We start from the raw sequence: 20259 nt of genomic DNA on the forward strand, positions 1-20259 counted from the left end.
CGATGACCGAACCCGAGACCGTCGCCGTCCCGGTCGCGCCGTTGCAGCGCGCGCTGGACCGCGTTTCCGATACCGCCATTGGCGTGGCGTCGCTGGCGCTGCTGGGCCTGGTGGTCGTGCAGGGCTGGCAGGTGTTCACTCGCTACGTGCTCAACGACTCGCCCAGCTGGACCGAGCCGGTGACGCTGTTGCTGCTGAGCACCGCGCTGAGCCTGGGCGCCGCCGCCGGTGTGCACACCAACCGCCACTTCGGCTTCTATCTGCTGGGCGAACACGTGCCGCCGCTGGTGCGCAAGATATTCGAGGTGATTCGCCCGCTGATGATCATCGCCATCGGCGTGGTGCTGGCATGGTGGAGCGCCGCGCTGCTGATCGATGGCCTGGACATCAAGATGGCCGGCGCGCAGATGCCGCAGAGCATCAACTACCTGCCGCTGTCCATCGGCGGTGCGCTGATGGTGGTGTTTGCCTTGTACAAGTTGTGGCGTGTGCTGCGCCCGATCCACACCGGAGGAGTGCGCTGATGGGCATCGCCATGTTGTTGGGAACCTTCGTGGTGCTGCTGCTGATCGGCGTGCCGGTGGCCTACGCCTTGGGCGCGGCCGCACTGGCCACGTTGCTGTATCTGGACCTGCCCACGGTGGTGCTGGTGCAGCAGATTTCCGCCGGCAGCGGCTCGGCGTCGTTGATCGCCATTCCGCTGTTTATCTTCGCCGGCGAGTTGATGTTGCGTGGTGGCATTTCCGAGCGCCTGATCGCGCTGGCCTCCTCGTTGGTGGGTCGCGTGCGCGGTGGCCTGGGTCAGGTCAGCGTGCTGTCGTCGCTGTTCTTCGGCGGCGTGTCCGGCTCGGCGATTGCCGATGTGTCGGCAGTCGGCGGCACCATGATTCCGCAGATGATCAAGCGCGGCTACGACCGCGATTACGCAGTGAACGTGAGCATGACCGCAGCGCTGGTGGCGTTGCTGGTGCCACCCTCGCATAACCTGATCCTGTTCTCCGCGGCGGCCGGTGGCGGCCTGTCGATTGCCGATCTGTTTGCGGCCGGCATCGTGCCGGCGCTGCTGATGACCGCAGCGATGATGGTCACCGGCTATGCGGTGGCGCGCCATCGCGGTTACGGCACCGAGCCGTTCCCCGGCTGGCGCGCGGTGGCATTGCGCCTGTTCGGCGCACTGCCGGGCCTGGGCCTGGTCGCGCTGATCTTCATCGGTATCCGCGCCGGCATCTTCACCGCGGTGGAGAGCGCGGCGATCGCGGTGGTGTACGCCTTGATCGTCACCGCGCTGCTGTATCGCCAGTTGCGTTGGGCCGAGTTCTTCGCGGCCGTCACGCATGCGGCGCGCACCACCGGCGTGATCCTGTTCGTGATCGCCACGGCTGCAGTGTTCGGCTGGTTGCTGGCCTATCTGCAGGTGCCGGCGGCGGCGGTGAAGTTCCTGCAGGCCATCGCCGACAGCAAGAACACCGTGTTGCTGATGATCGTGGTGATGCTGCTGCTGCTGGGCATGTTCATGGACCTGGCACCGAAGATCCTGATCTGCACGCCGATCTTCCTGCCGGTGGTCAAGGCCTACGGCATCGACCCGATCCACTTCGGTCTGGTGATGGTGCTGGCCGGCGGCATCGGCCTGATCACTCCGCCGATCGGCTCGGTGCTGTTCATCGGTACCTCGATCGGGCAGATCACCATCGCCCAGAGCATGCGCACGATCTGGCCATTCTGGCTGGCGGCCTTGTGCGTGCTGTTGATCGTGGCGTTCTTCCCCGAACTGTCGCTGTGGTTGCCACGCGCATTGCGCGCGTAAGGCCATGACGCGCTGAGCGATCGGGTGCCTGGTGGATGGGCGGTATCGATGCGGCAGGTGATGCCGCATCGATGCCCCACCTGCCGGGCGCGTGCGACGCCTTGCCGAGCGTGCAGGACGTTGCTGCTGGCGGGAGGTTTCCGCCTCATTCGGTTAACCGGTGGTACTGCCTGCCGGTGACCGCATCGCCCCATCCTTTGGGGACTAGGAGACAGCATGCGTGTACGTATCACTTCATCCCGGCTGCGTTGGCTGGTTGCTGCCGGATTGCTGCTGTGTGCCGGCCTGGGCGGCGCGGCCGACTGGAAGCGCGGCATCGAACATCAGCGCATTGCCGATCAGGGCAACGGCACCTTCCTCAACCCGGTGCTGGCCGGCGATCACCCTGATCCGTCGGTGCTCAAGGATGGCGAGGATTACTACCTCACGCTGTCCTCGTTCGACGCCTATCCGGGCCTGCCGATCTGGCATTCGCGCGATCTGGTCAACTGGCAGCCGCTGGGCCACGCCATCAGCCAGAACGTCGGCGCGATCTGGGCGCCGGACCTGATCAAGCACGGCAAGCGCTATTACATCTACTTCCCGGCGCGCCGCGGCGACCAGGGCGAGCGCAGCAACTTCGTGGTCTGGGCCGACAACATCAAGGGCCCGTGGAGCGCGCCGATCGACATCGGCCTGGGCAAGTACATCGACCCCGGCCACGCAGTGGGCGAGGACGGCAAGCGCTATCTGTTCCTGAGCGGTGGCGATTACGTGCAGCTCTCCGATGACGGCCTGAAGGTGGTCGGCACGCCCAAGCATGTCTACGACGGCTGGAAATACCCGGAAAGCTGGGACGTGGAAGGCTACGCCCAGGAAGGCCCCAAGATCACCCGCCACAACGGCTGGTACTACATGACCACCGCCGTCGGCGGCACCGCCGGCCCGCCGACCGGGCACATGGTGATCACCGCGCGTTCGCGCTCGATCCACGGCCCCTGGCAGAACGCGCCCAACAACCCGATCACCCGCACCAGGAGCGCCGACGAGCCGTGGTGGTCGCGCGGCCACGCCACCCTGGTGGAAGGCACCGACAAGCGCTGGTGGATGCTGTACCACGGCTACGAGCACGGCTACTGGACGCTGGGCCGGCAGGCCTTGCTGGACCCGATCGAGTGGACCCCGGACGGCTGGTTCGTCGCCAAGGGCGGCGACCTGGGCACGCCGTTGAAAAAGCCCAGCGGGCAGGCCCTGTCGCACGGTCTGGCGCTGTCGGACGACTTCCGCGCCAGCACGCTGGGCCCGCAGTGGGCGTTCTTCAACCCGGCCGCCGACGAGGCCAAGCGCCTGCAGGTCGGCGATGGCGTGTTGCGGCTGCAGGGCAAGGGCACCGCCCCGCGCAACGCCTCGCCGCTGACGGTGATCGCCACCGATCAGGCCTACCAGTTCGAGGTGCAGATGACCGTCGCGCCGGGCGGGCAGGGCGGGGCACTGCTGTTCTACAGCGACAAGCTCTACGCCGGCGTGGGCAGCAATGGCGAGAACTTCGTCATGCACCGCTACGGCGAGGAACGCCCCGGCACGCTGGCTCCCAGTGCTACCGGTGGCACCCTGTGGCTGCGGGTCACCAACAACCGCCACATCGTCACCATCCACAGCAGCACCGACGGCACCACCTGGACCAAGTACCCGGTGCAGATGGAAGTGTCCGGCTACCACCACAACGTGGCCGGCAAGTTCCTGGCCCTGAAACCGGCGCTGTACGCCGCCGGGCAGGGCCAGGTGGAGTTCCGCAACTTCCGCTACCGCGCCCTGGACTGACCGTTCTGCACTGCCGGGCATGCCATGGCGCTCCCCGCTGCGGCAGGCCCGGCCTGGCAGGTCCGGTGCAGCGGCAGGCGTCGCTCAGGTCTGCCGGCCCCAGGGCCGGTAGAATCCAATCAACTTCACTGGTTGACCGCTATGCCCGCCCGCAAGATGCCTGAAGAGGGAATGCCCGGCCTGCCGAAGGGCAAGGTAGCCACGATCAACGACATCGCGCGGATGTCGGGCGTGTCCAAGAAGACCGTGTCGCGGATCATCAACAACTCGCCGCTGGTGCGCCAGGACACCCGCGAGAAGGTCGAGGCGCTGATGCGCGAGGTCGGCTACGCGCCCGACCCGCTCGCGCGCGGGCTGGCGTTCCGGCGCTCGTTCCTGATCGGCATGGTCTACGACAACCCCACCGCGCAGTACATCGTGGACATGCAGTACGGCGCGCTGGACGCGCTGCGCGGCTCCAGCTTCGAGCTGGTGGTGCACCCCTGCGACAGCCGCAGCCCCGGCTACATCGAAGGCGTGCGCCGCTTCGCGCAGGCGCAGAAGCTGCACGGGGTGATCCTGGTGCCGCGCGCCTCCGAAGACCAGGCACTGGCCGACATGCTGGCCGAGATCGGCTGCCGCTACACCCGCATCGCCTCGATCGCGCTGGACACCACCTCGCAGACGGTCATCACCCACGACCGCGACGGTGCAGCGGAAGCGGCCGATTACCTGCTCTCGCTCGGCCACCGCGACATCGCCCTGGTCACCGGCCCCAGCGCCTACCGCTCCTCGATCGAGCGCACCTCCGGCTTTGCCGATGCACTGACCCGGCGCGGCATCGAACTGCCGCCCGAGCGCATCGTCGAAGCCGGCTACACCTTCGAGTCGGGCGTGGCCGCGGCCGAAAAGCTGCTGCTGGGCAAGAAGCGCCCCACCGCCATCTTCACCGGTAACGACGAAATGGCCGCCGGTATCTACAAGGTGGCGCTGCGCGCCGGCATCAGCATCCCGCGCCAGCTGTCGGTGATCGGCTACGACGACAGCTCGCTGGCCTCGCGCCTGTGGCCGCCGCTGACCTCGGTGCGCCGCCATACCCGCGACACCGGCCGCACTGCCGCGGCGATGCTGATCCAGCCCGACAACGCCCCGCAGCTGCCCACCGCCAGCGTGCGCCCGCACCTGATCGTGCGCGACTCCTGCCAACCGCCGGAAGATTGAGGGCCGCGCCGGAAGATTGAGGGCCGCGCGCCGCGGCCCCACGTGGTGCCGGCCTTCCGCTCCACCTTGCAGGACAGTGCGCCCGTCGAGGTGAGAACAGCTGGCTCGATCGGCCAACGGCTTGCCCCCATCCGCCCTTCGGGCACCTTCCCCCGCAGGCGGGAGAAGGCAGTCCGTCATTCCGGCACCCTCCCCGCAGGCGGGAGAAGGCAGTTCGTCATTCCGGCACCTTCCCCCGCAGGCGGGAGAAGGCAGTCCGTCATTCCGGCACCTTCCCCGCAGGCGGGAGAAGGCAGTCCGTCATTCCGGCACCTTCCCCGCAGGCGGGAGAAGGCAGTCCGTCATTCCGGCACCTTCCCTGCAGGCGGGAGAAGGCAGTTCGTCATTCCGGCACCTTCCCCGCAGGCGGGGGAAGGCAGTCGGCCGGTCGCTGCCGTGAAGCCCCTCTCCCGCCTGCGGGAGAGGGGTTGGGGTGAGGGCAAGGCGGCAGACAGCCATCTGAAACGGCAGCAGGCAGCCATCCGAGAAGCGCGGGATGAACCAAGCGCGCAAACGCACACCGACTGCCAGGCCGCGCTCTTCAACACGACGCGCGGCCTGGCACCCTCATCCTGCGCTGCGCGCCACCTTCTCCCGCAGGGAGAAGGGACAAGTCGCCGCAAGGCCAGCTCCCCATCGTGCACTGCGCAATGACACCGGTTAACCAGTACCGGTAGAATGGCCTGGTACAAGCCAATCCCCCCGCGCTTGGCACCGGAGATCGCGCATGTCCCTGTACTGCAAGACCCACTACGCCACCCATCCCGACGCCATCAAGGGCGCCAGCAACGACGACCTGCGCGAGCTGTACCTGCTCGACGGCCTGTTCGTCGACGGTGCGGTGACGCTCAAATACACCCACTACGAGCGCTTCGTGCTCGGTGGTGCAGCGCCGCTGGGCACCGCATTGGAGCTGCCCAGGCAGACCGAGCCGGCCTCCGCCGCCGGCCACCCGTTTCTGGAGCGCCGCGAGCTGGGCGTCATCAACGTCGGCGCCGGCAGCGGCACCGTGACCGTGGATGGCACCGCCTACACGCTCGGCCCCAAGGACGGCCTGTACGTAGCGATGGGCAGCACCGATGTCAGCTTCGCCTCCGACGACGCCGCCAACCCGGCCAGGTTCTATCTGGCCTCGACGCCGGCGCATGCGCGTTTTGAGACCAAACAGCTGTCGATCAAGGATGCCGTGGCGCTGGACCGCGGCGCGCTGGAAACCAGCAACGAGCGCACCATCTACCAGTACATCGTGCCGGCCACCTGCCAGTCCTCGCAGCTGCTGCTGGGCCTGACCGTGCTCAAGCCTGGCAGCGTCTGGAACACCATGCCGCCGCATCTGCACGACCGCCGCAGCGAGGTGTATTTCTATTTCGACCTCGGCGCCAACGATCGTGTGTATCACTTCATGGGCGAGCCCGACGCGCAGCGCCACATCGTGATCCAGAACAACGAAGCGGTGGTGTCGCCGCCGTGGTCCATCCACATGGGCGCCGGCACCAGCAACTACGCCTTCATCTGGGCGATGGGCGGCGAAAACCTCGATTACACCGACATGCACGTGCTGGACATCTGCCAGCTCAAGTAAGCCCGGTTCCCGCACTCCGTTCGCTTGGGTGACGTCTGCAATCCAGGCCGGCACCGGCACCGTCGGCGCGCTCCACCTTGGGCGTTGGCGGTGCAGCAGTTCAAACCACATCAACGCACTCTGCCGCGCCCCGCGCGGCTCACCCATCACAACGTGGCACACCCAGCAGGAGCGATAAGGTAATGAGCAATCTGTTCAGTCTCGAAGGCAAGGTCGCACTGGTCACCGGTGCCAACACCGGCTTGGGCCAGGGCATTGCGTTGGCATTGGCGCAGGCCGGCGCCGACATCGCCGCCGCCGGCATCCAGGCGCCCACCGAGACCGAAGAAAAGGTCAAGGCGCTGGGCCGTCGCTTCCTCGCCATCGAAGCCAACCTGATCAGCATCGAGCCGGTGCAGCGCATCGTCGACGAGACCATCGCCGGCCTGGGCGGACTGGACATCCTGGTCAACAACGCCGGCCTGATCCGTCGCACCGACGCGGTGGATTTCAGCGAGCAGGACTGGGACGACGTGCTCAACGTCAACCTCAAGTCGGCGTTCTTCATGGCGCAGGCCGCCGGCCGCCATTTCATCGCCCAGGGCCGCGGCAAGATCATCAACATCGCCTCGATGCTGTCGTTCCAGGGCGGCATCCGCGTGCCGTCCTACACCGCCAGCAAGTCGGGCATCGCCGGCATCACCCGCCTGCTGGCCAACGAATGGGCCAGCAAGGGCGTGACCACCAACGCCATCGCACCGGGCTATATGGCCACCGACAACACCGCGCAGCTGCGTGCGGATGCAGATCGCAACAAGTCCATCCTGGACCGCATCCCGGCCGCGCGCTGGGGCGTGCCGGCCGACCTCGGCGGCACTGCGGTGTTCCTGGCCAGCAGCGCCTCGGACTACGTCAACGGCGCCATCATCCCGGTCGACGGCGGCTGGCTGGCGCGCTGATCCAGATCGCACGGCGATGGCGCGCACCCTCCAAGGCGCGCAGCCGTCCTCGCCATCCCGCGATCCACGTCCTTCTCCCGCGCGCGGGAGAAGGTGCCCGCAGGGCGGATGAGGGCAGCTACCCGCCCGCAACCACGACCAACGGCACGCGGCTCCTGGGTCACGCCTTGTTCGTTTGGCGCCAAGACGCCGTAGGGGCCGGCCATCGAAGCATCTGGCAGCAACACCGTCGTTTCCAACGTTTTCCGAACCACTTCCCCAACCAATCGGAGCATTCCCATGAAAATCGCACTCATGAACGAGTTTAGCCAGGCCGCCAAGAACCCGGTGATCCTGCAGCAGCTCAACGACGTCGCCGGCGAGCAGGGCCACACCGTCTTCAACGTCGGCATGGACGGCGACAACGACCACCGCCTGACCTACATCCACCTGGGCATCGTCGCCAGCCTGCTGCTGAACTCCAAGGCCGTGGACTTCGTCGTCGCCGGCTGCGGCACCGGCCAGGGCGCCATGATGTCGCTCAATGCCCACCCGGGTGTGTTCTGCGGTTACTGCATCGAGCCGACCGACGCCTACCTGTTCGCGCAGGTCAACAACGGCAACGCGCTGTCGCTGGCATTCGCCAAGGGCTACGGCTGGGGCGCGGAAATCAACGTGCGCTACATCTTCGAAAAGGCTTTCAGCGGCGAGCGCGGCCTGGGCTACCCGGCCGAGCGTCGCGAATCGCAGGCCGCCAACGCCGGCATCCTGACCCAGGTCAAGCAGGCCACTGCCAAGTCCTACCTCGACGGCCTGCGCGCCATCGACCCGGAACTGATCAAGCAGGCCATCGGCGGCGAGCGCTTCCAGCAGTGCTTCTTCGACAATGCCCAGGACGCCGAGATCCGCGCCTTCGTCGCCGGTGTACTGGGCAAGCCCGAAGCCGCTGCAGCAGCGGCAGCTTAATCGGCCCCCGAAGCGCTAAAGCCCCTCTTCCTCCGGGGCGAGAAGGTACCGCTTGCGCGCCATTGGAGCGCCCGCGCTGCTAGCGCGGGCAGGGGCGTGGAGCGGGGGGTGTGAGGGTACGGCGGCAGACAGCACTGCAAACGGAGAAGGCTTGGACGACGCCGGCACTGTCCAATAGTTCCAATGCAGTCGCACCCTCATCCGCCCTCCGGGCACCTTCTCCCGGTGGGAGAAGGAACAGCGTCAAGCACTCAGCATTTCCCCGGAGTCCACCATGCGTCTGCTGCTCTTCGCATCGTTGCTGCTGCTCTCCACAAACCTCGCCCACGCGGCGCCCCAACGGATCTTCATCGCCGGCGATTCCACCGCCGCCGAATACGGCGCCGAGCGCGCACCGCAGGCCGGCTGGGGGCAGATGCTGCAGGACTGGTTCGATCCGGCCCAGTGGCGGGTGCACAACCACGCCAAAGGTGGGCGCAGCACGCGCAGTTTCATCGCCGAAGGGCGCCTTGATGCCATCGCAAAAGAATTGCAACGCGGCGATGTGTTGCTGATCCAGTTTGGCCACAACGACGCCAAGCGCGAAGATCCCACCCGCTACACCGACCCAACGACCGACTACGTGCAGTTCCTGCGCCGCTATATCGCCGTTGCGCGTGATCAGGGGGCGACGCCCATCCTGATCACCCCGGCCGCGCGCCTGCTCTACGACTTCGGTGCATTGCTCGACACGCATGGCCGCTACACCGTGGCCATGCAGCAACTGGCTGCCGAAGAACACGTCGGCCTGATCGATCTCAACGCCAGTTCCAGCGACTGGATTCGTGCGCTCGGCGAACAGGCTGCCAAGCCGTATTTCCTGTTCGTGCCCGGGCAGAACAAGGCAGACGGCACCCACTTCAGCCGTGCCGGTGCCACCGCAGTCGCCTGCCTGGTCGTGCACGGCTGGGCGCAGCTCCAGCCTGAGCTAAAACCCCGGCTGCGTCGCGACGCCGACTGCGGCGCAGCTCCCGACACCGCCGCGCAACGCGCTGCACAGGCGCATCCGTCGCTGGTGGTGCACGAGCGCGACCTGGCCCGCGATCAGCCCGGGCCACACGGCGGCGCCGGTCCCACCACGGCGTATCCATTCTTCGCGGACGCGCCGGAGCTGAAGTTCGTGCTGCGCAAACGCGTGCTGCACAAGGGCGCCGGCATCGGCCTGCACCTGCACGACAAGGACGAGATCTATTACATCGTCAGCGGTCGTGGCCTGTATGCGCTGGATGGCAAGCAATACCGGGTCGCTGCAGGCGATGCGCTGCTGACGCGGCCGGGCAGCACGCACGCGTTACAGCAAACCGGGGAAGACCCGTTGGTGCTGTTGCTGGCGTACACAGCATCCCGCTAGGCACAGCTCGACATGCGGTTCAGCCGCAGCAGCCAGGCGCTGCATCGTGCCTGGTGGCCAATGTGCCGGCAGGAGGCAGCAGTGCTGGGCAGATCGCCAAGCGGCATGCCTCGGCACTCGGCTGGTCCGCCAGCGCAAACGCGGATGTACTGCAGGGGACGTCGACGGTGCTTTGCCGATGACCGGCAAGGGTGTGAAGGGACCTGAAAACTGGCATCCAACGCCGGCGTGACAAGCGGATGGGGTTGCGTGTCCGGGCAGTGGCGGTGAGACGGCAAGCGTTGCGCAAGTGACCTCTCGGGCCTGGATCTGGCGCCGAGCTGGCTCAGATAGCCGCCACCGTCTGCCGCAAGCGCCGCAGGCATCATGACCTTCGGCATGCTGGCAGGCGGGCGCGACCGGCGGCATGATCGGCCAACCCAGAATGCGCGCCCCATGAACACTCCCTGGTCCCTGCTGTTCGTACTCACCACCGTGGCAGCCGGCGCGCTGGCCCGCCCGGCGCCGGTTGTCCCCGCACCGGTCGCCCTGGACCTGCAACTTGTTCCCTACGCGGACAAGGGCGAGGTGAACACGCTGGAGGTGCGCCTGCGCTTTGCGACAGCCACCATCGCGCGCGACGAGATCGTCGTGTCCCTGCCGATGATGGCGGCCAACGTCGATACCGCTGCCGAAAGCATTGCCTCCATCGAGGCGAGCGATGCGCAGGGCACGGTACAACTTGCAGCACGCGCCTCCACTGCGGAAGAAAGCGAGGATCAGCCGTTGCGCGTGTGGACTGCGCCACGTGCCCTCAGCGGCCCGCTGACCTTGCGCTACCGGGTCCCTGCCAATGCGACGCGGCCTCCGCGCGGCCCGGCACCGCCGATCGAGTTCCGCAACGATGACCAGGCATTTTCTGCGGCGTCCAGTGTGTTTTTGGTGGTGCCGCCGAAGCGGCAGACCTACGTCCTGAACATCGATTGGGATCTGTCGCATCTGCCCGATGGTGCCAAAGGCGTGAGCTCGTTCGGCGAGGGCGATGTGCAGGTCGGGGATATCGATAGCGGCGGTTTGTCCGGGCTGTTCTTCATGGCCGGGCAGATCGGACACTGGCCAGGCGTGCCGCGTGCGGACAGGTTTTCGGTCGCCTGGCAGGGGAACCTCCCTTCGACGCGAATGCCTTGTCCGCGTGGGTAGGCAAGCTGCACGACCAGTTCGAGCTGGCGTTTCCGCAGCGCGAGTCCAGGCCCTACACGATCTTCCTGCGCTACAACCCGGTCAACGCCGGCGGCGGGACCGCACTGAACCAATCCTTCGTCACCACCTATGGTGCAGGGGACGGCGCCGATATCAACCTGGTCAAGATCACCTTGTCGCATGAGATGTTCCATACCTACCAGCCGCGCCTTGCCCAGCACGGGTCCGAGTCCACGACCTGGTTCAGCGAAGGCTCGGCGGTGTTTTACGAGGCGCTGCTGCCGTTGCGATTCGGTTTGCTCACCCCACAGCAGTTTCTGGATTCCCTCAACATCACCGCAGCGCGTTACTACACCAATGCGCTGGGAAATCTTCCGAACGCGCGCATCGACGAGGAATTCTGGAAGGACACCCGTATCCGCACGCTCGCCTATGATCGCGGCATGTTGTATCTGGCCACGGTGAACGATGCGCTACGCAAGAAGTCGCACGGGCAGCGTTCGCTGGATGACGTGCTGCGCGCCTTGCTGGAAATCGGCCGACAGCGTCCCGGACCCACGCAGGCGGATTGGGAAACCCAGCTGGCACAGGAGCTTGGTGCAGGCGCGGTCGAGGACTTCCACGCCTTCCTCGCCGGAACACCGCCGCTGCCGGCTTCCGATGCGTTCGGCCCCTGCTTCCGCCGCACCAGCAAGCCCTTGCGCGAATACGTTCTGGGATTCGAGCCGGCCGTGCTGGCCGAACCCAGGCGCATCGTGCGCGGTCTTGTCCCCGACTCGGCGGCCGCCGTGGCCGGCGTGCGCAATGGCGATGAAATCGTGCGGCCGGTGCCGCAGGATGGCATCCAGGGTAATCAAACCGAACGGTTGCATCTGCGCCTGCGTCGCGATGGCAAGGAGTTCGATGTGGACTATCTGCCACGTGGCAAGACCATGGACACCTGGCAATGGGAGCGCGTCCCCGGCGTGCCCGACGATCGCTGCGCGCTCTGACCGCACTGCGCAGCCGCGCTGCCCCGCACAGTGCCGTTCGAATCACCGATAGATGCGGCGGCAACGCGTGGATGCACTAGCGGGTGCATCCACGCGCTGGTTGGGCGGGCATCGCAGCGTGCCTGTGCACTCCCGCCGCTGGCGTTGGCCAATGCGTCCTGCCAGCTGCGCATCGCCCAGACGACGTTAGGCCTTGTCCACCCCGTAATGCACCAGCCCCAGCCGCGCCAGGTCGCCGGAGCGGCGGTAATAGACCTCTTCCCAGCCCTGCACGCGTTGGCGGTCGGCTTCGTTCATCGCGTCGAGGATGTCCTCGATGCTGAGCAGGTCGGGGTCTTCTTCCAGCCGCTCGAACACTGCGCCCAGGCCTTCGATCGCCTGGCGGGTCTGCGCTGCGCCCATCGCTGCCAGACCGCGCACCGCGTCGCTGCGGGTAGCCGCATCCCAGCGGTCGAAGTAGCGGGCGTAGCCGCTCTCGGTCATGTCCGCATCCAGCCGCGCGAGTGCGACCAGCTCGCGTTCGCCAGGCGACAGCCCATCCAGACGTCCGCGCAAGCTGGCCAGCTTTGCCTGCGCGCGTGCGGCGCGGCGGCGCCACAGCAGCTCGGGCATGTTGAGCAGGCCTTCCGGTGTGGGCGGTGCGATCGCGGGCCAGTTCACGCCATGGCCGTCCTCGGTGATCTGCCATTGCGCGCGCTGCGGCGGCGCTGCCTTGAGCAACAATCGATGCGCCTGGATCGGCTCGTCGATGCGGATGCCGTTGGCCAGGGTGAACAGCAGGCGGGTGTCGTCCAGCTCCAAGCGCCGGATGCGCAGATGCGTCAGGTCCATTGAGCGAAGGCGAGGTGGGGAATCTGGACCATAGTCCGCGCTGGCGGCGGTGTCGAGCCGCGACGTATCCGATATTCCCGTCGCGCGACGGCGCAGCGCCTGGCCAGGGTCAGGCTGTCGCTTGGGCGAGGCGCGCGAGGGCAACGCACTCGGCCCGCGCGCGATTGCGTGCCGAATCCAGCAATCGCACCGCATTGCGTCCCACAGCGAGCGCAGTACGGTGCCAACACGACCAACCTGCCGCGCTCGTCAAGCTCACCGCCGTCCCACCGCTGCCACCGCGTCACCAGCGCACCGCCTCACACGTCGCCGTCGCGGCTCCAGCCTTCGCCACTACCGCGCTGGATCAGCGCATCGCTACTGAGCACATCGCCGGCCGGCACCTGCGCCTGTTGCGCCAATGCAGCGTAGATCGGAGTGAAGTCCGGGCTGGTCGCCTCCATCAACTGCGCAAAGCTGTCGATGACGAAGTAGGTCTTCTGAAAACTGTCGATGCGGTAGCGCGTGCGCATGATGCGCTGCAGATCGAAGCCGATGCGGTTGGGCGCGGGCGAGTCCAGCGAATACAGCGATTCGCCCTTCGACGACACGATGCCGGCGCCGTAGATGCGCAGGCCTTGCGGCGTGGCGATCAGTCCGAACTCCACCGTATACCAGTACAGCCGGGTGAGATTCTGCAGCGCGTCCGGGCCGATGCCGTGCGCCTTGACCCCGCCACGGCCATAGGCCTGCATGAAGTCGGCAAACAACGGGTTCATCAGCAGCGGCACGTGGCCGAACAAGTCATGGAACAGGTCCGGCTCGGCGATGTAGTCGATCTGATCGGGGCGGCGGATCCACCACGTCACCGGGAAGCGCTTGTTGGCCAGGTGATCGAAAAAATCCAGCTCCGGCAGCAGGCCTTCCACGCCGACCAATGTCCAGCCGGTGGCCGCCTGCAGTACCGCGTTGAGTGCGTCGAAGCGCGGGATCTGGCTGTCGTCCATGCCCATGGCGTCCTGCGCCTGCAGGAACTCATCGCAGGCGCGGCCCACCAGCAACGCGCGCTGGCGGCGGTACAGCGTGCCCCAGGTGGCATGGTCGTCGCTGCTGTAGCCGTCCCATGGCTGGTCGACCACGGCGGTGGTGTAGACCGGCACGTAGCCCTTGTCGGTAAGCTGGTTTTCGACGCGGCGCGGGGCAGTATTCATGCGGCAGGACTTCCGTGGCGACAGGGATTCACCTTAGCCGGATCGCCGCGCAACAGGATTGCGAATCTTGCGCAACGCTGCCGGTATCGCGCAAGATTTGTGCGTATCGATCTGCTGCTGCGCAACATATGGACCAACCTATCGCTCTTGACCGCACCGATCTGCGGTTGCTGGCCCTGCTGCAGACGCAGGGGCGCACCAGCAACGCCGAACTCGCCGTGCAGGTGAATCTGTCGGCATCGGCCTGCCTGCGGCGCACGCAACGGCTGGAGGCCGCGGGCATCATCGCCGGCTACGGTGCGCGCCTGGATGCGCGCGCGCTGGGGCTGGGTCTGCAGGCCTTCGTGCGCGTGCAGCTGGAGCAGCACGGTCAGGCCGATATCGAGTTGTTCGCCGATGGCGTACGCGGTTGGGACGAAGTGGTGGCGTGCTGGGCGCTGACCGGCGACATGGATTATCTGTTACAGGTCCAGGTGCGCGATCTGGAGCATTTTTCGCGGTTTCTGCTGGACCGGTTGCTCAACGCCACCGGCGTGTCCGACGTCAATTCCAGTTTCGTCCTGCGCACCGTCAAGGCGCCCGAAGGCTTGCCGCTGTCGCATCTGGCGTGACGCGGCAGTTGCCTTGCCTGGGCGCGCAAAGCGTGTTCTCGACGACGTAAGGCGCACCCGAGCGCGCGGAGCCCTGGCGCGATCAAGCGGCTTGGCTGACCTGCGACGCCCGCTTGTCTGGCGCCGCCACGCAGCTCGCCCCACGTAACCCAACCACGCCGCACTTGCCCTGCAAACGATAACGATTTACATTTACCTAACGTCCGGCCGCCTCCGGCCACGTCCTGTTCGTCGATCCGCCAGCCTCGCCAGGCCAGCCAGCTCGTCGCCCGAGCAGCACGCCGACGCATGCCTGCTTCCTGTCGCCACGCCCTGGCGTGCGCCCCACGATCGATGAGAGACCGATGCCTGCACCGACCCACCCACTGACTCCGCTGTCTGTTGCCTTGCTGTGCGCATTGACCTGGCCCGCTGCTGCGCACGCCGCCGACCTGGCCGATGCCAAGACGCTAGACCAGGTCACCGTCAATGGCGCGGTCAGCCGCGCGCAACCGGCCACCACCACGCGCTTGCCGCTGACGCTGCAGGAGACGCCGCAATCGGTGAGCGTGATCGGGCTGCAGCGGCTGGAGGACGAGTCGCTCTTCAGCATCGATGACGTGATGCGCAATGTCACCGGCGTCAACGTGTCGTTCTACGACACCCAGCGCCCGCTGTATTTTGCGCGCGGTTTCCAGATCACCGACTTCCAGGTCGATGGCCTGCCCACCTACAGCGGCGCGACCAATCAGGAATACGACACGGTGTTTTACGACCGCATCGAAGTGATCCGCGGCGCCAACGGCCTGCTGACCGGTGCGGGCATTCCCTCGGCCACGGTGAACCTGCTGCGCAAGCGCCCGGGCAAGACGTTCGACGCTTCGGTTGCCGCAAGCGCCGGTACCTGGGACTTCCGCCGCATGCAGGCCGACGTCAACGCCCCGCTGACCGACGATGGCCGCTTCCGCAGCCGCGTGGTTGCGGCCTGGCAGGACCGCGACTATTACTACGATCGTTACCACGACAACAAGATGTCCGGCATGGCGGTGCTGGAAGGCGACCTGACCGACAGCACCACGCTCACCGTGGGCTACCAGCGCCAGGACAACAGCCCGGTCGGTTCGACCTGGGGCACGGTGCCGTTCTTTGCGGCCGATGGCATGTTGGCCAATCTATCGCGCTCGACCAACATGGCACCGGAATGGACCCGCTGGCAGCGCGAAACCAGCACTGCATTCGCCAATCTGGAACAACGCTTCGGCGAGAACTGGTTGCTGCGCGTCAACTACGCGCACACCAAGGGCGATGTGCAAAGCATTCGCGTCTACGGCACCGGCTACCCGGCCGCCGATGGCAGCGGCGTGTTCCTGCGCACCGGCACCGGCGAAACCAGCGATGCGCGCGATGGCGTGGATGTGTACCTGTCGGGCGGGTTCTCGCTGTTCGGCCGCCGGCACGACGTGGTGCTGGGCGGCAGCTGGCAGGATCTGCAATCGACCACGTACGGCCTTGCCCAGCAGTACCCCAGCGGCTGGGGAACGTGCATCAACGAAAGTGGCGCGCCCGAGCGCTGTTATCGGATTCCCAACATCCGCAACTGGGATGGCGATGCCCCCGAGGTGACCTACAGCCGCACCGGCTCCCGCCGAGAAGCGCGCACCACCCAGCGCGGCGTGTACGCCTCCACTCGGTTACGCCTGGCCGAGCCGTTGTCGCTGATCGCCGGCGCACGCCTGAGTTCCTGGGAAACCCGCACCCAGGCCTTCAACACCAACGGCGCCTACACCGGCACCAGCGGCCGGTACCAGGTGAGCGATGAAGTCACCCCGTACGTGGGCCTGGTCTACGACATCGTGCCGGACGTGTCGCTCTATGCCAGCTACACCGAGATCTTCAATCCGCAGAACTACCGCGACAAGGACAACAATCTGCTCGCACCGGTGGAAGGCTCCAATCTGGAAGCCGGCATCAAGGCGCAACTGCTCGACGGTCGCGCCATGGCCACCGCCGCCGTGTTCGAGGCCAAGCAGGACAATTTCGCGGTGCGCGACATGACCCAGCCGGAATCCTCGTTGCCGGACGGCAATTCGGCCTACATCGGCATCAACGGCACCAAGAGCCGCGGTTGGGAAATGGATTTCAACGGCGAGATCCTGCCCGGCTGGACCGTCAACGCCGGCTTTACCCACGTCAAGGTGACGCGCCCGCCCACCGATGCGATTTACGCCAACCTGCCCGAGGACTATCTGCAGCTGTCCACCCAGGTACGCCTGCCCGGCGCGTGGGACCGCCTGAGCATCGGCGGTGGCGTAAGTTGGCAGAGCGCGGTGCGCGGCTTCAACATCGCACGCCCCACCGGCGACGGCAGCGGCGCCACCACACCGGTCACCGTGGTGCAGAACCCGTATGCGTTGGTGCACCTCAACGCCAACTACCGCATCAGCGATCAGTGGACAGCCACGCTGGCGGTACGCAACGCGTTCGACAAGACCTACTGGGCCAACCTGGATTACCAGAACTACGGCGAACCGCGCTTTGTCAGCGTGTCCCTGCGCTGGCGGTACTGAAGAAACCACGATGCCGGGCCGATCACCGCGCGGTGCATGCACCACGATCATCGGCCCGGCATCGCAATCGCAGGTCATGTCGCAACCATAGGTCCTGAAACAGCACCCAAGGTAATGTTGCTGTTGCATCGCAGCGGCTCCGGCCGCGACGCCGGACAGACACTGCATCCGCGCCTGGGCAGCAGGCATCGACCGACGCAAAAAAAGCGCGTTCGCCTGGATCACTGCATCGCACGCGACGGGGTGCAACGCCGACACACAGGCAGACACCGCCACCCACCATCCGGCCGAGATTCCACGCCTCGTAGGAGCGGCCCTGGCCGCGACGCCGTCCCGACACAGCACCCGCGCTTCGGCTGCAAGCATCGACCAATGCAAAAAGAAACGCATTCGCCTGGATCACTGCATCGCACGCGACGGCGTGCAACGCCGACACACAGACAGACACCGCCACCCACCATCCGGCCGAGATTCCACGCTTCGTAGGAGCGGACCTGGCCGCGACGCCGTCCCGATAGCGCCGATGCGCAAGACTATCTACCAGACAGCAAAGAGCCCGCCCACGCGCGCCAACGTGCGTAATGCAGGTCGCCATTGCACTCAAAGGCGCGCTTGTACGCAGCGAGTAGTGACCGCAGCATCCGGCGGCTGCTACAACGCCCCGCGATCACCCTTGCCTCGAACCGGACAACGCATCGTGCGCAGCGCAGCTGCCGCGGCACGACAACCGCCTTACGGCGCCACGCAGTCCTCGTCCTTGCCGCGCAATTTCTGCCAGCGCGAACGTTGTTCCAGGCAGCGTTGGTAGGCCTGTTGTTTCGCCGCTGCGGCCTGGTCGGCCGCGTTGCGCGTGGCACTGCTGCGCGCGGCCTGCAACTGCGCGATCTTGGCGCGGATCTGCGGCATCACGGCCATCGCGGCGCGTTCGCCTTCCAGGATGGCGACACTGCGCTGATTGAAATCGGCCGAGCCGATATCGTTGACCTTGGGGCGCACCACCACGTCTGCACGTTTCAGTTCGGCTTCGCCCAGGCGCTGGCCCATGATCGAGATCGACTGGTTCACCGTGCCCAGCAGATCGCCCGGATTCTTGCCGCTGGCCTTGCTGGAAATATCCACTGCCACCACGAACTCGGCGCCGAGCTGACGCGCGGCATCCACCGGCACCGGGCTGACCACGCCGCCGTCGACAAAATGGAACTTGCCGATGGTCACCGGCTCGAACACGCCGGGAATGCTGCTGGATGCACGCACCGCCTGGCCGGCGTTACCGCGCACGAACACGGTGCGCTCGCCGTCTTCCAGGCGTGTGGCCACCACCGCAAACGGCTTGCGCAATTTCTCGATGGGCTTGCCGCCGAGTTGATCGTTGACGTAGTCCTGCAGCTTCTGGCCCTGCACCAGCCCGCCGGAAAACAGCCGCACATCGCGGATGCTGGTCTGGTCGAGCGCGACCGCCTTTTCCTGCATCTCGAACGCATCCATGCCGCTTGCATACAGCGCGCCGACCACGCTGCCCGCGCTGGTACCGGACACGACCACAGGCGCAAATCCGTTGGCTTCGAGCATCTTGATCACGCCGATATGCGCAAAGCCCTTGACCGCGCCGCCGCCGAGCGCGATGCCGATCTTCACCGGCTTGACCGCAGCCGCCGAAGGCACCTGCACCACCGGCGCAGGCGCTGCCGGGCGCGGCTCTCCACCGCAGGCGCAGAGCAGACCGAGCATGGACAACAGGGCAAGCGAGCGGGGGCGGCGGAGCGCAGTCATGGCGAAAACGTCGATGGGAAAGGCGAGGGAGAATACACGCGCGCCGTCACTGTGGCGCTGGTGGTTGGCGTGAGTGGAGCTCATTCACAACGGCATCGTCGGCAGGCGTTGCACTCCCTTGTTCCGGCGGGAGAAGCAAGCCGGTTCATTCATGCGATGGGTGCAGCCACCTGCATCCAGCACGGAACCAGAGCCCCTCTCCCCCGCGCCGCAAGCGCGGGCCGGGGCGCGGAGCGGGGCTTGGGGTGAGGGGACGGAACGAAGCCAGATGGGAATGAGCGCACAGCAGGCCTCGCCCGTCCCCTCATCCCGCGCCACGCGCCACCTTCTCCCGGCGGGAGAAGGGTGGCAGCACACCCGCCAGCCGCTTCACCCCCATCAAAACCGGTTATCGCCATCCAGCAGCCGTCCCAGGCCGCCGAGCACCGAGCCTTCGCCGCGTTGCTGGCCGCCGGCTTGCGGGGCGGCCTGCAGCATGCGGCCGGCCATGCGCGAGAACGGCAGCGATTGCAGCCATACCTTGCCGGGGCCGGTAAGGGTGGCCAGGAACACGCCTTCGCCGCCGAAGAACATGCTCTTCAATCCGGCCACGCGGCGCACGTCCATGTCCACGCCGGCGTGATAGGCGACCACGCAACCGGTGTCCACGTCGATGCGCTCGCCGGGGCCGAGCTCGCGTTCCATCACGGTGCCGCCCGCATGCACGAACACCCAGCCGTCGCCTTCGAGCTTCTGCATGATGAAGCCCTCGCCGCCGAACAGGCCGGTGAGGATCTTCCTCTGGAAGGCAATGCCCAGCGACACGCCGCGCGCGCCGGCCAGGAAGCTGTCTTTCTGGCAGATCAGGCGCCCGCCATGCTCGGACAGTCGCAGCGCCAGCACCGTGCCGGGGTAGGGCGCAGCGAAGGCCACCTTGGCCTTGCCGCTGCCGGCGTGGGTAAACACGGTGGTGAACATGCTTTCGCCGGTGACCACGCGTTTGCCGGCCGACAGCAATTTGCCCATCAGCCCGCCGCTGCTGCCGCCTTGACCATCATGCGAGCCGTCGCCGAACACGGTGTCCATCTGCACTGCCGAATCCTTGTACATCAGCGCGCCGGCCTCGGCGATGGCGCTCTCACCCGGGTCCAGTTCCACTTCGACAAACTGCATGTCGTTGCCGACGATGCGGTAGTCGATCTCATCGGCGCGCCCGGCGCCGGCGACGCTGCCGAGCGGTGGCGGTGCGCTGCCGGCGCCCTGCAGGTCGGCCAGCTGACGCGCCGGCGTCCAGCCATCGAGTCCATCGCGCCAGGCCAGTGCGTCGGGCTGGCGCTGGGCGTACGCGCGGGCGCTGGCATCGTCCAGCGGGCCGATGCGGTCGGCCTGTCCGGGAATATGGAAATACCACTGGGCCATCGGGACGACTCCTGTCTGTGTGTGCGGCGAGTCTAGCCGCA

At 66.6% G+C, this 20259-nt stretch carries 16 protein-coding genes; 12 read left to right on the plus strand and 4 right to left on the minus strand.

Translation table 11 applies throughout. The features are described 5' to 3' along the window. Nucleotides 1–2 precede the first annotated feature (2 nt). From FHY19_RS14180 to FHY19_RS14225, 10 genes are all read left to right on the plus strand, one after another. Nucleotides 3–524 carry a TRAP transporter small permease gene (locus FHY19_RS14180; protein ID WP_259166808.1) on the plus strand — a complete coding sequence of 174 codons (522 nt, stop codon included), beginning with the start codon at nt 3–5 and terminating at the stop codon, nt 522–524. Continuing rightward, entirely contained in the window at nt 524–1807 is a 1284-nt protein-coding gene (locus FHY19_RS14185; protein ID WP_046965389.1) for a TRAP transporter large permease, read from the plus strand. The genes FHY19_RS14180 and FHY19_RS14185 overlap by 1 nt, the downstream gene beginning before the upstream one ends. A 216-nt stretch (nt 1808–2023) precedes the next feature. After that, on the plus strand, nt 2024–3607 hold the full coding sequence (locus tag FHY19_RS14190) for a family 43 glycosylhydrolase (protein ID WP_259166809.1): 1584 nt from the start codon (nt 2024–2026) through the stop codon (nt 3605–3607). A 141-nt stretch (nt 3608–3748) separates the two neighbouring features. Further along, complete coding sequence (locus tag FHY19_RS14195; RefSeq protein ID WP_064507993.1) at nt 3749–4807, plus strand: LacI family DNA-binding transcriptional regulator; 1059 nt, start codon at nt 3749–3751, stop codon at nt 4805–4807. Nucleotides 4808–5573: 766 nt separating this feature from the next. Next, nucleotides 5574–6428: a 5-dehydro-4-deoxy-D-glucuronate isomerase gene (gene kduI, locus FHY19_RS14200; protein WP_259166810.1), complete on the plus strand. Its 855-nt coding sequence runs from the start codon at nt 5574–5576 to the stop codon at nt 6426–6428. 182 nt (nt 6429–6610) lie between these two features. Further along, on the plus strand, nt 6611–7366 hold the full coding sequence (gene kduD / locus FHY19_RS14205) for a 2-dehydro-3-deoxy-D-gluconate 5-dehydrogenase KduD (RefSeq protein WP_259166811.1): 756 nt from the start codon (nt 6611–6613) through the stop codon (nt 7364–7366). A 279-nt stretch (nt 7367–7645) separates the two neighbouring features. Beyond that, complete coding sequence (locus tag FHY19_RS14210) at nt 7646–8311, plus strand: RpiB/LacA/LacB family sugar-phosphate isomerase (protein ID WP_259166813.1); 666 nt, start codon at nt 7646–7648, stop codon at nt 8309–8311. Nucleotides 8312–8585: 274 nt separating this feature from the next. Next, the gene (locus FHY19_RS14215) at nt 8586–9701 is read left to right on the plus strand and encodes a GDSL-type esterase/lipase family protein (RefSeq protein ID WP_259166814.1); all 1116 of its coding nucleotides are present in this window, start codon (nt 8586–8588) and stop codon (nt 9699–9701) included. A gap of 435 nt (nt 9702–10136) precedes the next feature. Beyond that, entirely contained in the window at nt 10137–10880 is a 744-nt protein-coding gene (locus tag FHY19_RS14220; RefSeq protein ID WP_259166816.1) for a hypothetical protein, read from the plus strand. After that, the gene (locus FHY19_RS14225) at nt 10865–11872 is read left to right on the plus strand and encodes a hypothetical protein (protein ID WP_259166817.1); all 1008 of its coding nucleotides are present in this window, start codon (nt 10865–10867) and stop codon (nt 11870–11872) included. Before FHY19_RS14220 ends, FHY19_RS14225 begins: the two co-directional genes overlap by 16 nt. A gap of 186 nt (nt 11873–12058) precedes the next feature. On the opposite strand, the gene FHY19_RS14230 is transcribed toward FHY19_RS14225, so the two are convergent. Both FHY19_RS14230 and phhA read right to left on the minus strand, forming a co-directional pair. After that, nucleotides 12059–12703, minus strand: coding sequence for a DUF4375 domain-containing protein (locus FHY19_RS14230; RefSeq protein ID WP_259166818.1), 645 nt, complete (start codon nt 12701–12703; stop codon nt 12059–12061). Nucleotides 12704–13002: 299 nt separating this feature from the next. Further along, nucleotides 13003–13893 carry a phenylalanine 4-monooxygenase gene (gene phhA / locus FHY19_RS14235; protein WP_259166819.1) on the minus strand — a complete coding sequence of 297 codons (891 nt, stop codon included), beginning with the start codon at nt 13891–13893 and terminating at the stop codon, nt 13003–13005. Between the two features lie 128 nt (nt 13894–14021). Here phhA and FHY19_RS14240 point away from each other — a divergent pair, with 128 nt between their 5' ends. Together FHY19_RS14240 and FHY19_RS14245 are read left to right on the plus strand one after the other, a co-directional pair. After that, nucleotides 14022–14504, plus strand: a complete 483-nt coding sequence (locus tag FHY19_RS14240) for an Lrp/AsnC family transcriptional regulator (RefSeq protein WP_055853825.1) — start codon at nt 14022–14024, stop codon at nt 14502–14504. Between the two features lie 344 nt (nt 14505–14848). After that, entirely contained in the window at nt 14849–17050 is a 2202-nt protein-coding gene (locus FHY19_RS14245) for a TonB-dependent siderophore receptor (protein ID WP_259166820.1), read from the plus strand. 732 nt (nt 17051–17782) lie between these two features. Here the strand turns inward: FHY19_RS14245 and FHY19_RS14250 are convergent. Together FHY19_RS14250 and FHY19_RS14255 are read right to left on the minus strand one after the other, a co-directional pair. Then, entirely contained in the window at nt 17783–18820 is a 1038-nt protein-coding gene (locus FHY19_RS14250; protein WP_259166821.1) for a patatin-like phospholipase family protein, read from the minus strand. 378 nt (nt 18821–19198) lie between these two features. Then, on the minus strand, nt 19199–20218 hold the full coding sequence (locus FHY19_RS14255) for a TIGR00266 family protein (RefSeq protein WP_259166822.1): 1020 nt from the start codon (nt 20216–20218) through the stop codon (nt 19199–19201). Nucleotides 20219–20259 lie beyond the last annotated feature (41 nt).

The sequence above is a fragment of the Xanthomonas sp. 4461 genome, from assembly GCF_024806475.1.
In the GTDB taxonomy this organism is placed as follows: Bacteria; Pseudomonadota; Gammaproteobacteria; order Xanthomonadales; family Xanthomonadaceae; genus Xanthomonas; species Xanthomonas arboricola_F.